At 48.0% G+C, this 15,275-nt stretch carries 10 protein-coding genes and 1 CRISPR repeat array; of the genes, 9 read left to right on the top strand and 1 reads right to left on the bottom strand.

Annotated features, from left to right (window positions below; all coding sequences use genetic code 11):
• Window position 1: 1 nt before the first annotated feature.
• From H583_RS0123860 to H583_RS0123845, 4 genes are all read left to right on the top strand, one after another.
• The gene (locus H583_RS0123860) at window positions 2–901 is read left to right on the top strand and encodes a carbohydrate ABC transporter permease (protein ID WP_036710880.1); all 900 of its coding nucleotides are present in this window, start codon (window positions 2–4) and stop codon (window positions 899–901) included.
• Between the two features lie 121 nt (window positions 902–1,022).
• Window positions 1,023–2,669 (top strand): type 2 periplasmic-binding domain-containing protein, encoded by a 1,647-nt coding sequence (locus H583_RS0123855; RefSeq protein WP_028562678.1) that lies wholly within the window; start codon window positions 1,023–1,025, stop codon window positions 2,667–2,669.
• A 184-nt stretch (window positions 2,670–2,853) separates the two neighbouring features.
• On the top strand, window positions 2,854–4,644 hold the full coding sequence (locus H583_RS0123850; RefSeq protein WP_028562677.1) for a sensor histidine kinase: 1,791 nt from the start codon (window positions 2,854–2,856) through the stop codon (window positions 4,642–4,644).
• On the top strand, window positions 4,641–6,254 hold the full coding sequence (locus tag H583_RS0123845) for a response regulator (RefSeq protein ID WP_051236917.1): 1,614 nt from the start codon (window positions 4,641–4,643) through the stop codon (window positions 6,252–6,254). Before H583_RS0123850 ends, H583_RS0123845 begins: the two co-directional genes overlap by 4 nt.
• 176 nt (window positions 6,255–6,430) lie before the next feature.
• Here H583_RS0123845 and H583_RS0123840 read toward each other — a convergent pair whose 3' ends face one another.
• The gene (locus tag H583_RS0123840; RefSeq protein WP_028562675.1) at window positions 6,431–7,333 is read right to left on the bottom strand and encodes an ABC transporter substrate-binding protein; all 903 of its coding nucleotides are present in this window, start codon (window positions 7,331–7,333) and stop codon (window positions 6,431–6,433) included.
• A 410-nt stretch (window positions 7,334–7,743) separates the two neighbouring features.
• Between H583_RS0123840 and H583_RS0123835 the strand changes: the two genes are divergently transcribed.
• The 5 genes from H583_RS0123835 (at window position 7,744) to H583_RS0123810 (ending at window position 15,122) form a co-directional block, all read left to right on the top strand.
• Window positions 7,744–9,201 carry an aromatic amino acid lyase gene (locus tag H583_RS0123835; protein WP_028562674.1) on the top strand — a complete coding sequence of 486 codons (1,458 nt, stop codon included), beginning with the start codon at window positions 7,744–7,746 and terminating at the stop codon, window positions 9,199–9,201.
• 12 nt (window positions 9,202–9,213) lie between these two features.
• Window positions 9,214–10,548 carry an aromatic amino acid ammonia-lyase gene (locus H583_RS0123830; protein ID WP_028562673.1) on the top strand — a complete coding sequence of 445 codons (1,335 nt, stop codon included), beginning with the start codon at window positions 9,214–9,216 and terminating at the stop codon, window positions 10,546–10,548.
• 242 nt (window positions 10,549–10,790) lie between these two features.
• Window positions 10,791–11,804: an ABC transporter substrate-binding protein gene (locus tag H583_RS0123825; protein WP_036710986.1), complete on the top strand. Its 1,014-nt coding sequence runs from the start codon at window positions 10,791–10,793 to the stop codon at window positions 11,802–11,804.
• A 115-nt stretch (window positions 11,805–11,919) separates the two neighbouring features.
• Window positions 11,920–13,044, top strand: coding sequence for an AraC family transcriptional regulator (locus H583_RS0123820; protein ID WP_028562671.1), 1,125 nt, complete (start codon window positions 11,920–11,922; stop codon window positions 13,042–13,044).
• Between the two features lie 579 nt (window positions 13,045–13,623).
• Window positions 13,624–13,919: a CRISPR direct-repeat array (repeat unit 32 nt; unit sequence GTTTCAATCCACGCACTCACGTAGAGTGCGAC).
• Between the two features lie 82 nt (window positions 13,920–14,001).
• A protein-coding gene (locus H583_RS0123810; RefSeq protein WP_154665970.1) for an IS3 family transposase occupies window positions 14,002–15,122 on the top strand; the annotation gives its coding sequence in 2 pieces (ribosomal slippage) (window positions 14,002–14,251 and window positions 14,251–15,122; 1,122 coding nt in all).
• Window positions 15,123–15,275: the final 153 nt, after the last annotated feature.

Genomic DNA, 15,275 nt, shown 5'->3' with positions numbered 1-15,275 from the left:
CATGATTAAGACTTCAACAGGAGAACGCATCGGCCAGGCCATTATTATTGTACTTTTGCTTGCCTTGTGTTTGTCGGTCATCTATCCGTTCCTGTATATGCTGTCTATTTCTCTGAATGTCGGGAGCGACGCAGCAAAGGGTGGCGTATATTTGTGGCCGCGCGAGTTTACACTTTATAATTTTGAGATTGTATTAGGCAACTCGGTTATCCAGCATGCGTATCTGATTACAATTGCCAGAACAGTTCTGGGCACATTCATCGGACTGATGGTTACGTTGCTTATGGCGTTCGGACTGTCCTATCGGCTATTGCCGTTCCGCCAGTCGCTGCTTACTTATGTATTGATTACAATGCTGTTCAGCGGCGGCCTGATTCCGTTCTATATCCAGCTTAACAACTTGTCACTGCTAAATTCGTTCTGGGTCTACATTATACCGACTGCTTTTTCCGCCTGGAACATGTTCGTTATGATGAAATTTATTCAGGGGATTCCTGATGCTCTCGTCGAATCGGCGGAGATTGACGGGGCCAACCCGATCCGCATTCTGTTCTCGATTATTCTGCCATTGTCGAAGCCGATGCTGGCGGCGCTCGGATTGTTCACCGCTGTCGGACATTGGAATGACTGGTTCGCGGGCGCCTTCTATGTATCCGATCAGAATCTGATTCCGGTACAGACATTCCTGCAGCAGTTATTGTCTGCACAAGACATCTCGACGGTACTGGGCTCCAATAACAACCAGGAAGCACTCGCCAGGGGAACGATGTTGTCCAACGTCACATTGATGTCGATCAAGATGGCGACCGTTATGGTTAGCGCACTGCCGATCCTCTGCGTTTATCCGTTCCTGCAAAAGTATTTTGTCAAGGGCGTGCTGATCGGTTCTGTAAAAGGCTAAGCAGCAGGAACAGCCAGTGGCAAGGATTTGCTTCTAACAGGAGATTGTACTGGCAAGAGCTTCAATTATCGGGTATAAGGAAAGTTCACATACCAAAACAGAAGTAGAAAGGGGAAGCAACATGAAGCTGCACAAATGGGGAGCAAAACGATTAACCGCATTATCTCTAACGCTTCTAATGGTAGGGTTGACTGCCTGCTCTGGCGGGGGAGGCAAAGCCGAAGAAGCATCCGGCGGGTCCAATTCATTCAAGCTGTGGCTCGGCTGGACGGCGATGGTCAACAATGACAGCATGGTACAGAAATACTGGAGAGAAAAAGAACCCGGTATTGATGTCAAGCTGGAATCTACGCAAGGCGATGCCATTACGGCATTGAACCTGAAGCTGAACACGGGAGGCTTTGAGGACGCGGCAATCTTCTCCCGCAGTGATGTAGTCTCTTCTGCAATGACCCGTTCCCAGACGATTCTTCCGCTGGAGCAGTATTTTGATATGCCGGACAAATATCCGGGCCTTGCTTCCATTCCGAAGGTCTACCTGGATGCCATGAAGGATAAAGACGGCCATATCTGGTCGATTCCGACCTGGTTTGACCAAAACCCTGAAGATCCATGGCCGGGCTGGGCTTCCGGAGGATGGATTGTACGCAGTGACGTTGTAGAGAAGGTCGGCATGAAGCTGGAGGATTTGGCTACGCTCGAGGGTCTTGAGAAGTATCTGAGAGCAGCAGCCAAGCAGACCGATGCATCCGGCAAGCCGCTTATTCCGCTGAGCTTCCTGTCCGATGTGAATGATGAGAGCGTTATCCTGAGCACATTCGGGGTTACAACGAGCTCTGCCGGCGGCGTCATTCCAGTCGCCAAAAATGGCAATGATATTCAATTTATCTATGATGATCCGCAGTACAAAACAGCCTATCAATGGATGAATAAAATGTACCGCGAAAACCTGATCGACCACGAAGCGATCACCGATAAGAAAGAACGCTACAAAGAGAAAAACAAAACCGGACGTATTGCTTTGAACGCCGGCGGCTTCTTCAATATGGATGCTTCGCTGTGGGAAGTACTGGACGGACCAACAGAGCCGGCCTGGTTCTATGAAGCCATTCCATATCCGAAGGTACCGGGTGTCGAACATATTGGTGCGAATCAATTGGTTAACCCTTATCCGGGCAATGATGTATACATTAGCAAAAACACGAAAAACCTTGAAACGATTCTGGCCTTCTTCGATTACACATTGACGAACAAGCCTGAGCAGCAGCAAGTGGTCAATGAAGGACCTCCGGGCGTATTCTGGGATTGGGTCGATCAGCCGCTTGGCAAATGGGTATATACCGATGAGAAGTACAAGGAGCTGCATGATTCCGGCGACCAGGCGAAAAAAGCAAGCACAACGCCTGAGCTGTACGGAACCTCCTCCTACAGCAATGATTGGTATCCTTGGTGGAACTACGGTGTAACCGATCCAAAGGGCAGATTCAAAACGATTGAGTTCACCGAGAAAATTGGTAAAATGGGCGGCGTTCGTGTAGCGGAGCCTCAAGATATGATCAAAGCAAGACCAGGCGGCCAGTGGGAGAAATATTTGCCGGAGCTGGAGAATGTACGCAAGGAGTACAAAGCCAAGCTCATGATGGCAAAAGATGATGCAGCGTTTGAGCAGGCATGGACCGATTTCCAGGCCGCTCTGGAGAAGCGCGCACACTGGACCGATCTGAAAAAAGAATGGCATGAGGAGTTCCAAAAGCAGCAAGGAGCTTAAATATCATAGTCAGGCAAGCAGAAGGGGAAGCCGCACATGGGCTTCCCTTTCAGGTTCGTCTGTGCAGCGCAACATTCCGGGAGACCGGTGGACATCTATAAGGAATTCCCTTCATTGGCGTCCTTATTATCCCTGTTTCACCATGCCTATGATATACTTTGTGTGGGTGAAAGGAGTGCTGGACTTGCGGCTAAGGCTGGAGAAAATGATTATCTGGTTCACACGCGGAATGAATCTGCGCAGCAAAATATTAATTCTCTACGGCCTCATTTTACTTGCCCCGACGCTGATTCTGGGCAGCGGAGCGATCTATATGGTCATTCGGAGCTTTCATCACAGCTATCTCGTTACGGTAGACGAGGCTGTGCGGCAGACTGCCCGCAATGTGGATTTTGGCAAGCAGAGCTATGATTTTCTGGCTGTCCGGACAGCCACCGACGGAGAACTGATTGCCCGCCTGGGCCGGGAATATACAGAGATGTCCGAGAATGTGGACACGGTCAATTATGTGGACCGGACGTTTCTGATTACGAGCAAATATTTGCCCGGAATCGCGGACTTTCGCATTTATCATACGAATCCGACACTTGTTCAGGACGGCCAGTTGCTGTGGCGTCCCGAGGACCGGAAAGTATCCGGCATGGATGAGCGTACCTGGTACAATAATATTATGAAGTCTTCGCGCTCCCTTGAATGGAGCAGTGTGCCGGGCAATCCGGATCAGCTGATTATTACGCGTAAAATTTTAAGCTACAGCGGTGAAATGCTTGGGGTTGTCTATATTCTATTGAACTATGATAACGTATTCGGAGAGATGCTGAACCACCCGTTCAGCGGTGACGGCAGCTTGTATATTGTAGATGATTCGCGGCGCATTCTTGGAGCGACCGACCGGACCCACATTGGAGCACGGATGGTGACCAAGGACTGGCCGGACATTGGGATGGACGGTGAAGGTGCCTCTGCGTATAATCCGGTGTCTTCCAAGGATCTTATGATCTCGAAGCCGCTGTCTTCCGGTTGGCATGTCGTAGCCGCCATTCATATGAAATACATGGACCATCAGAACCGCAGTGTCCTGTATCTGATCGTCGGCATTACGGCATTCTTCCTGCTGCTGTCGATCTTCCTGATGATGACGATAGTCAAAAACATTGTGTGGCGGATTCGCAAGTTGGGGACACGAATGAGCGATCTGTCCCGCGGTGAATTCGATGTCAGTGTGCGCCACCAGCAGAATGATGAGCTTGGGGATCTGGAGAACATGTTCAACTCCATGTCCGGGCGGATCGGCAAACTGGTCGATGATATTACGAAGACCTCCATAATGGAGAGGGAGCAGGCATTCAAGGCGCTGCAGGCCCAGATCAATCCGCATTTTATATATAATTCCCTGGGGCTTATCCGCTGGCGGGCGCTGGATGTGGAGGATGACGAGCAAATTCGGATTATTGACGCGCTGACGACCTTTTACCGGTTGACACTCAATAATCAGATCAGTGTGATCCCGATCCGGGATGAACTGGAGCATGTACGGGCTTATCTGGAAATTCAGCAATTCCGCTATCACGGACGAATTCAGATTGAATGGGAGATTGATGAGACCGCTCTCGGCCTCTATACGCTCAAGACGGTGCTTCAGCCAATTGTAGAAAACTGCTACCTGCATGGGGCAATTACACGCAAGAAGGGTGCCATTCTTCGCATCACCGTAATGAAAGAGGGCGGGCAGGTGCGAATGTCGGTCTACGATAATGGACAGGGGATACCGTCGGATACACTGCAGGCGATTGAAGAAGGAAGCTATGTCGGGCAGGGGAACGGATTTGGAATGACCAATATTAAGGAACGGCTGGCGCTGTATTTTGGGGATCAAGCGAAATTCACAATGGAAAGCGCTGCCGGGGAATGGACACTTGTTTCGATTGTATTTCCGGCTTGTACAGAGGAGCCGGTGCTCAGGAGGGAACAATGAATCTGCTCAAGGTGATGATTGTCGATGATGAACCCTCAAATGTGATGGGGCTGGTCCGGTATATCAAGTGGCGGGAGCTCGGCTATGATGAGCCCGAGACGATGGAATCGGGAGAAGAAGCACTGGAGGCAATGCAGGATTCGGTCTTCGACGTTCTGATCTCGGATGTCTCCATGCCCGGAATGAATGGTATTGAACTGGTAGGCAAAGCGAAGACGCTTCATCCGCATCTGCAGGTGCTGATGATCAGCGGGTACAACGAATTCGAATTTGTACAGGATGCGATTCACGTGGGCGCCCAAGCCTATGTGTTAAAGCCGCTCAAACTGGACGAGGTATCGAGCCGTCTGGAGGGTTTTCGCACGACGCTGGAGAAGATGCGGCATATTGTAGAGCAGACCAGTGAGCTGGAGAAGAAAATTTCCGGCAGTCTAAAGCTGGTCAAGGAACGCTTCGTCACCGATCTGATCTGGGAAATTGCCATAACGGATGAGTTGCTGGCATCGTGGCAGAGTCTAGTGGAGCTGCCGGACCGGCTGCGAGGCCTGCAATTGTTCATCTTCGGACTGGACCGTTTTCAGACATCGGGCAAGGATGCCAAAGAAAGAATGCTGCTAGGCAGCGGATTCAGACAGACCGTGGATGTCGGACTGCCTGAGCTGGATTCCATTTTTGTAGCACAGACGAGCACAGATGAAATTTTGGCGATCCATCTTGATCCTACGCCGGAAGAGCAGGCGCGGGTAGAGAAGCAGCTGGTGTTTATCCAGTCAATGATGCAGGAGCAGCATGGCTTGACCGTAACGATCGGCTGCAGCCAAGTGGGGCAGCAGTGGCAGGATGCCGCGACGTTCTACAAGGAAGTCAAATTCATGATGGCACAGGCGCGGCTGATCGCGGACGGGCAAATTGTCCGTCATGATCATATGAACGCCCATGAATTCAAGGATTACCGGCTGCGAGAGGAATATATGCCGACAATTGTCAAGCTGATGGAGGCCGGGGAGGCAGCCAAAGTCAGCGAATATATGAACCGGATACTGGAGCTGCTGCTGTCGCAGGAGCCATTCTCCTTTTCCTATGCCCAGGCATTTGGAATGAGCTTCCTGAGTGAGTTGATCCGGTCGCTGAAATGGAAGAACAGCCCTGAAGGCGATATGAACATTCTGATGTGGCGGCGAATGCTTGACTGCGGCACGACTGCGCAAATCATTGAGCTGCTGACTGAATATGTGGACCGTTATATGCGGGTCGAGAAGAAGGAACATATGAACCAGCAGCACAATCTGATCCGCAAGGTGGCGGCTTTTATCGAAGAGCGGATTCAGGAAAACTGGACAGTGAAGCAGCTTGCAGAGCAGTTTAACCTGAACGCGAGCTATCTGAGCGTACTGTTCAAGAAGGAGACGGGCAAGACTATCTCCGAATTTGTGCAGGAGACCCGGATTCAACTTGCCAAGAAGCTGCTTCAGGACCCGAATATCAAAATCTACGAGGTAGCGGACCAGGTCGGCATCCAGACCTCGGCGTACTTTACCTACCTGTTCAAAAAAATGGTCGGCTCTACGCCGCAAGAATACAGGGACTATCATTATTCCAATTCACAATAATTAAAATAGTGGCCATAATGAAATACCCGCCCGCAGAAGCGCTCCGGAATGGAGGATTTACTTCTGCAGGCGGGTATTTTGTCTGTTCCCCGTCAGCATGATGACAGGATCAATTGTGAGGGATAAGGCTATTGGCAAGGCTTGATTTTATTCGGATACTGCAACTATGGCTTCCATTATTTCAAAAGTCCGTTTTCTTTAAGAAATTGCTTGGCTACATCTTTATATTCCTTTTTATTGATATCTACTTCGGCATTCAGCTTCTGCATCGTTTGATCATCCAGCTTCGCAGATACCGCATCCAGCAGCTTTTCTACTTCCTTGTTTTGATCCAGTGTTTCTTGGCGGATTACCGGCGCAACATTGTAAGGAGGCCATAAATGCTTGTCATCCTGCAGTACCAGCAGATCCGGGTTGAGCAACTCGCCGTCTGTTCCGAATGCGATTGTAGCTTGAGCCTCGTCATTCAGCACTGTCCGGTACTTGATCCCATAATCGAAAAGCTTAAGGCTTTTGAATTTGAATTCCCCATATACCCGATTCATCCCAAGCAATCCGTCTTCACGCTCTTCAAACTCGGGCACGGCTGCAAAGTCAATTTCACTTGCTTTGGCCTGCAAATCTGTAAGCGTCGTAATGCCGTATTTCTCGGAAGCTGCACGGGATATCGCTATCGCTTGAGTGTTATTGGCCTGGGAAGGAGCCAGCCAGGTCAAATTAAATTGCTTCTTATAGAAATCGGAGACAAGATCGAATACCTGCTTCGGATCTGTGAGCGGCTTCTCGTTCAAAATATTAAGCAGAGCGGTACCTGTATACTCCGGATAGACGTCGATGTCTCCTTTTTTGAGCGCTTCATGCGCAATAAGTGTACCGCCAAGATTAAGCTTTCTGTCCACTTTTAAGCCGGCATCCTCAAGCACGAGCGCATACATTTCACCCAGCAAGAGCGATTCCGTAAAGTTTTTGGAGCCTACGGCTATTTTTTTCTGGGATGAGCCGTTTCCGCAAGCAGTAGCAACTCCCATTACAGTAATGATCAATGCAAGCAGCAGCAATACAGTTTTGTTCTTCTTCATCTTTTTCCCCCCGGAACTCAATATTAGTTTAGTCTGTTGAACATTTTTGTTCTGAATACGCACTGCCTGAAGTTTCCTAAAACCGGGGAACTATCAGCTTCTGATAGGCCGCGATTTGCATGTCGAATGGCCGCCTCCTTAATTATCAATTGTTGATAATGAATTATTATATAAATTCGATAGAGCTAATATAGCATCTTATGGAATTCATGTCAATCCTACTTGTTTACTTGGGATATAATTTGTAATAAACTGTATCTGTCGCTTAAAGTTGTGTTTGAATAAATCCTATAGGAATTATAGAAAAAAGATTGACAATAAACAGAGATGCAATCTACTATTTAATTAATAAATCGTTATCATTATATAATAATTTATTCGAACAAATAACATACAAGGAGTATGAGAAGATGAATGCTCCACTACAATTAAATGGTTCCAACCTGACAATGGAGGATATGGCTGCAATATTGGCAGGTTTGAGAGCAGAAATTAAAATTGCCGCACATCATCATCAAACTCCGGTGGACTCGATCCAGTCGGATCGCAAACCGGAAATCTTTGAAGGAAATGAGAAAAGCTTGCCAGATGTGCTAAGGGACTATGTACGATATGATGGCGAGTTATGGCCTTCGGAAATCGGTCTTTTGAGTTTATATCTGCTGTTGAATCACTCGATCAAGCATTCCGGGTTAGTAAGTGAAGCATTTGTGGAAAGAGTTTTATATTTTGTGAACGATCGTATCGCTCCTTGCTTGCATAAGGAAAATATGACGGAGTTATCCGCCATGAGTGAGCTTGCCTTAATCCTCTATGGGGAAGAAGATCTGGTATGCCATCATGACGGCAAAATAAAAACCGTCGGAGAATTGTTTAGAGAGACGGGTTTGAACAAGCTTTCATATAGCAGGGAAGAAGCTTCATTTATTACGAATCTATGTTGTGTTTCCACGGCCATGTCTATTTATGCGCTGTCCGCGGCTTCGAGATTGACAAAAACAGCAGATATTTGTGTTGCGATGCACCTCGAAGCGATACGTGGAGAGACCGGGGCCTTTGATCGGCGACTGCATGAGCTTGGCAGACCCTATACCAGCCAAATTGAGGTCGCGGAGAATGTAAGAAGAATGATTGCCGATAGTGAATTTACGACGGAAAGAGGCCGGGAAGCATTCGGCGGGGACAATGGTCCGCGCTGTCAAGATGCGATCAGTATCCGGGCTGTGCCCCAAACGCATGGAGGTGTCCGGGATACTGCCCTATGGCTGAAAAGGCAGCTCGCCGAGGATATCAATGCCATACCAGAGAATTTGAATCCCTTGCCGGGGTACTTATTGGATTTGTTAACGATAGGTCTGATTGACCTGGGCAACATTAGCGAGCGAAGAAGCTTCAGACTTTTAGACAGCAAATTGTCCTACGGGCTGCCGATGAATCTGGTCGGGGAAAACCCGGGCTTTAATCATGGATTCCCTGTCATTCAGGCCTCTGCAACGGGCATATTGGCGGAGTTGAAATTGCTTGCCGTTCCGAATGCATCCTTTTCAAAATTTGATTCCATAACAAAAAAATATATGTGCACGACGTTTGCGTCTGCTATAAAGGTGCTGAATGCCATTTCATTGCTTGACAAGATTTTGGGAATCGAGATGTTCATGTCTGCTCAAGGGATGGATCTTGCAAAGGCCAAGCTGGCAGACTTCGAATTTGGCGTTGGTTCCAGAGAAGCGCTGCGTGTATTTAGAGAACATGTGCAACTGGTGACGGTAAACCGCTTCGCGTCGCCCGATATGGTCACTGCTGAGAAAGTCGTCAGGGAAGGCATTGTGCTTCAGGGCGTTGAAAATAGGATTGGAGAATTAAGGTAGGGTGGGGAGGCAATGAAGAATACACATTATGATATTGATGGTTACAGCTTAACCGTTGAACATATTATTCAAGCTGTGCGCGGGGAATTGGGCATGGTTGGTCTGGAGCCTGCAGCCAAAGCCAGGTGTGACAGCAGCAGAGAGCAGATTACACGCTGGCTTGGGGAGGATGCGCCAGTTGTTTATGGTGTGAATACGGGACTTGGCAATCTGAAAGATACGGCATTATCGCCGCAGGAGCATCTTGAATGGAATAAAACCATTCCATATCCCCATGCAGCAGGTATGGGGGAGTATCTGAATCCTGTCATCACAAGAGCCTCAATGCTCATTCGTGCCAACGTGTTAAGCCGGGGGTACTCGGGGGTGCGACCCGAGCTGATTGAAAGAATGCTAGATATATTCAATCATGGCATTGCGCCAGCGGTCCGCGGGTTAGGGTCTACAGGCTTAAGTGACCTTGGCCCGCTAGCCCATAATGCGATGGTCGTCAGCGGGCTGGAAGAAGCGGAAGTGTTTTATAACGGCAGACAGATGCGTGCCCAGGCTTGTTTTGAATCGCTTGGTATGGATACTGTTTTCTCATTGGAATGTAAAGAAGTGCTTGCCCAGATGAATGGGTCGACGATGACACAGGCTATCGCTATTTTTGCCTGCCATAATATGCAGCAGCTGCTGTCTATTGAAGAGAAGATCGGGATAGTTCTGAATCAGGGCAGACAGATTCGGATTGACTCCAAAGAGCATATAGACAGGGCTGTTGATAAGGCCTTCGCCATTATTTTGAATACGGTAAACTTTGAGAACAATATTACTTGCGACAACCCGCTTTTATTCGAAGTGGAGGATGGATATGAGGCCGTGATGGGGTGTAATTGCAGCAATACACAAGTAGGCTATGTAATGGATCTGCTTAACATCCTCATTGCCGACAAGGCGAACTATATCATGGAGTTAATTGATTGCCTGGAACGGGAGGAAGGCATAGGCATACGTGCAATCAGGGAGATTGCCTTGGCAAAAGTCAGAACCATTCAATCCTTGTGTCTGCCCGCAAGTGCAGATTCGATTCCTACCAAAGGCAATCAGGAGGATCATGTAGAGTTTAGTTTTGGAGCTTCCCGAAAAGCATTGAAAGCGCTGAGTGCTTACCAATTTCTATTGTCATGTCTTCTTGGTGCTGCTGCTAAGGCGAATAGGGTTCGCGGAAACGAAATGAAGGTAATGGAAGTGTTTCCGGATTTGAATGTCGATGCGGCAGGCGGAAGTGCCGGTCTGGCAGCCGGCATTAATCATTATTTGGCCGAAAAGTTCTTTTTGGTTTCGTTAATCTCTGAACTGAAATAAGCTATAATGTCCATCCATAACATGAAGCTGTCCTTCGGGAATGTCTCATGTGACAATAACTGAATAGGCGATTGTATACTGGAATTCCCCGCCCGCAGAAGGTTACAACACTTCAAAGTTATGAAGGTGCTTCTGTGGGCGGGGAATTTTTTTGTCCATATCCGACATGGATTGTTGCAGCATTCTTTTTTATAATAATTGATAATGATTATTATTCTAATAAAAAAGGGGATCCATTTATCATGCTTCATGCAAGAAACAGAATTCATTGGTTTATCATGTTGATCGTTCTTACCGTGGTGTTGTCCGGATGCGGCAGCTCGGCAGTGTCACCTAACAGCAGCCCGCAGGCAGGTACAAATGGTGGAGATACTGCACAACAGCCGAATGCCGCACAAGAAGCCGCCACTACAACTTATAAAGACGGACTGGGCAGAGAGGTCGAAATTCCAACTCATCCGCAGCGCATTGTCGTTTTGCAATATTTGCCTGAGATGCTGGCTGTAGGCGTTAAGCCGGTCGGTGCAGCGACGCATTTGCTGAAAAACTTTGTCTCCATTAAGGATCAGGTTGGCGGAATCGAAGATACTGGTGCTGCCAATGACCCGAATCTGGAGAAAATACTGGAGCTGCAGCCGGATCTGATTATCGGGGCAGACTGGCACGAGGAGCAGCTTGACAAATTAAGCAAAATTGCGCCTACAGTAATCGTTAAATGGGCAGGCAATGACGCTTTCCAGCATTTCAAGGATACCGCTGACGTGTTGGGAATGTCTGAGCAGGCAGAGGAATGGGTTCAGAACTATAACAAGAAGGCTGAAGAAGCAAGAGCCAAGCTGTCCTCATTTGTCAAGGAAGGGGAGACATTCGGGACCGTTGTTATTGGAGGCTTCGACAAAGGCCAATTGCGGGTATATGGTAATGGCAACGTAGGTTATGTGCTGTTTGAATCGCTTAAGTTCCCGATGACGGATGCGGTGAAGCAAGCCTGGAACAAGGATGAGCATGAGCTTGGAATGAACATTTCCATGGAGAAGCTGCCGGAGTTTGCATCGGCTGACCGCCTCTTCGTCGTCAAGTTTGATAATGATCCGGACTTCCTGGAGAAGGTAGGCAACAGCAGACTTTGGAGCAACTTGCCAGCTGTCAAAAACCATAAGGTATATACGCTGGACTCCAATCTTTGGTTCTCTTATGATGTCATGTCCTTTAGCGCCCAAATTGACGATGCGGTAAAATTGTTGAGCCAGCCATAGCTTCTGTCAGCTTGTCCAAACGATATTTGACCGTGTACAATATAAGCATGTGAAAATCATTCAGGTTCTCCGGCGTTAGCCGGGGAACCTTTGGTATTGATAGGGGAGAACTCTGATGGTGATGGATAACGAACAGGATGTTATTGAGGCAGTAGAGCGAACAATCGGTATTTTACGGGAAAATCTCTCTCAACCGATGACACTTGATGAATTATCCAGGGCAGCAAGCCTCTCGCCGCGGCACTACTCGCGGATATTCAAGCAGTTGACAGGGCGCAGTCCAATCGATTACCTGATTGCCCAGCGTGTCAGCCGGGCCAAGCAGCTGCTGGTATCCTCGGACAGCTCCATTCATGAAATTGCCGGCAGCATCGGGTTCCGTGATCCATTTCATTTTAGCCGCAGCTTCAAGCAGCATACCGGAGTATCTCCGAAATTGTATATGAAATTAAGAAGAAACCATGTACGCATTGCATCCCTGCAATTCCTGGGCGAGTTGCTTGCACTGGGCATCAAGCCCGTCGGAGCACCAAGCCAGCTCATGAAATGCGGCTTTTACCGCCATCAAATTGAAGGTATCGAGCACATTGCCCAAACTGTTGTCACCCCTCATATAGACAGGCTGTCGGCGTTAAAGCCGGATGTTATTGTGACCTTTAACGGCCATCACTATGAGAATTATGCCAGAATCGCGCCAACGCTTGACGTTGCCTGGTCGATGCCATTTTTCGACCGTTTCCGATTCATAGCTGATTGGGTAGGCAAGAGTGATACCGCGGAGGCTTGGGTGGAGAGTTACCTGCGCAACGTAAGCGAGAACAAGCGCATGCTGCAGGAGGTCATTCGTGACGGTCACACCGTATCCTTCCTCTGGATGAGGGGGCTGCCTGCAACATTCGATGTCTACTATGATATGGGCGTGTTATACCGGGATTTGGGCTTGCGCGCACCGGAACCGGTAAGACGGGTACAGCTCAGGAAGGATCATATGTTCAAGGAAGTTGTCCCGGTAAGTGAACTGTCCATGCACACGGGGGATTATATGTTTGTTGTTGTTTCGCCCGATGATGAGTCACAGGCAGAGTTCGCAGCGCTATCCCGTACTTCGAAGTGGCAGGAGCTTGAAGCGGTCAAGAATGGACGGTGCTTCCTGATCGGCGAGGATTGGCTGCGGGAGGACCCTGTGTCCATGATGGGACAAGTTCAGGAGGCTGCAATGACTATTCGTTCTTCTGGTTGAACGGTAGGAATGACTGTGGAGTAAGGCTGCCGTGTATAATGTTCTTTCGTTCGCTGTTGTTGCTGGGTTTCCGGAATGAAGCCCAGTAAGGAGGAAATCCGGCAACAAAGGCGGGCGATTCGCTTCTCCAGAACCATTTCACACTATGTCCGCATTCTTTTGTTTCTTTTGCTCAACTTATATAGAACTTTAGAATAAAAGAAGTGGGCAATCCAGATGTTATTTCTGGATTGCCCACTTCTTTTGCTCTAGCTATTGTTCGGCTTAGTGATTGTTGTTTCTGACTTTGCCGGAGTAGGTAAATCATCTTTTTGGACTAATACTTTACTGTAACCCCACAATGAGAAAATGATGAATAGTACGAAAACTGCTGAAATCCACATAATAAATTTTTTAATTGGAATCCCTGCTTTCTTTTTTCATTGTAAGGTAAGTAAGCAGTTGTTTTGTTTGATATAAGAAGTAATGTACCATTTAGTACTTACATTTAAATAAGGTTAAGACAAGAGGTGTTTAAATCAAGTACTCACATAGAGTGCGACGACTGAAGTTGGGCGGCAGCTCGATACTGGAACATTAGTTTCAAACCACGCACTCACATAGAGTACGACTTTTAATGGAGAATTACAAAAGGGAGGTCATCATGTTTCAATCCACGCACTCACGTAGAGTGCGACGACTCGAACAGGTTCATATTGCTTTTGCAGATGATGTTTCAATCCACGCACTCACGTAGAGTGCGACGTATGAGGATTTGGCAGACGATCCGTCGAACAGGGTTTCAATCCACGCACTCACGTAGAGTGCGACTCTTCGGTTCGCTCCAAAATACCCCTTCTGCCAGTTTCAATCCACGCACTCACGTAGAGTGCGTGGATGGATCGGCTACACTTAGTTGGACAATAAAAATGAGGGCTTGTAGAATAGACCTATCATGCGAAGGAGCGGATCTCTACAATGCCAAAACAACAACGACGTACCTTTACCACAGCATTCAAAAAACAAATGGTGCAGCTCTATGAGAACGGGAAGTCTAGGGCAGCGATTGTGGAGGAATATGACCTCACAGCCTCGGCTCTAGACCGTTGGATCAAGCAAGCGAAGACAACGAGCTCCTTCAAGGAAAAGGACAATCGATCAACCGAAGAGAACGAGCTGATCGCCCTACGTAAACAAGTTCAGCGTCTGCAGATGGAGAATGATATTTTAAAGCAAGCCGCGCTGATCATGGGACGAAAGTAGCTATCATTCGGAATAACCTTGATAAATACTCGGTATCAGCAATGTGTGACGTCCTGCAAATCGCAAGAAGTACGTTTTATTATGAAGCGAAAGAACAACCGAAAGAAGATGAACGAACGGAAGCGATTGTGCAGATTTTTCACAAGAATCGAAAAGCCTACGGTACACGAAAGCTCAAAACCAAACTCCAGGAACAAGGGCTCATCGTGTCTAGACGCCGTATTGGCCGAATCATGCAAGAGCAGGGCTTGGTCTCCACCTATACCATCGCCCAGTTTAAGCCTCACAAAACGGCATGTAATGAGGCGACAACAACGAATGTGTTAGATCGTGCGTTTGAGCAGACCGAAGCCAAACGCTTCGTAGTCAGCGATCTGACGTATGTGAAGGTTGAGCACCGGTGGCACTACGTTTGCGTGCTCATCGACCTGTTCAATCGAGAGATCATTGGCCACAGTGCAGGTACGAATAAGGACGCTGCTCTGATTTCCCGTGCCTTTGCTACGGTACAAGGTGATTTGAGCCAAATCCAGTGGTTTCATACGGACCGCGGAAGTGAGTTTAAAAACCAAAAAATGGACGAGCTTCTGGGAACCTTCGAAATCGGCCGATCGCTAAGCAGGAAAGGCTGTCCTTATGACAACGCTGTGGCTGAAGCCACCTACAAGGTCATGAAAACGGAATTCATCCACCAAATGGACTTCCAAAGCCTTCATCACCTGGAATTGGAGCTATATGACTACGTCAACTGGTTTAACAAGCATCGAATTCACGGATCGCTGGGATATATGACGCCTGTTCAGTATCGTCAAGCAGCCCTTAAAAAAGTTGTCTGATTCAATGTTGACAATCCAACTCAACCGCTACACTAGCCAAGATGGGTAAAGGGGTTTCAATCCACGCACTCACGTAGAGTGCGACGAGAGGGTAAGCGTGAAGGTTTAAATCCGTTAGAAGTTTCAATCCACGCACTCACGTAGAGTGCGACC

The sequence above is a fragment of the Paenibacillus pinihumi DSM 23905 = JCM 16419 genome (assembly GCF_000422505.1).
In the GTDB taxonomy this organism is placed as follows: Bacteria; Bacillota; Bacilli; order Paenibacillales; family Paenibacillaceae; genus Paenibacillus_D; species Paenibacillus_D pinihumi.
This window is presented reverse-complemented; position numbering and strand designations above follow the sequence as displayed.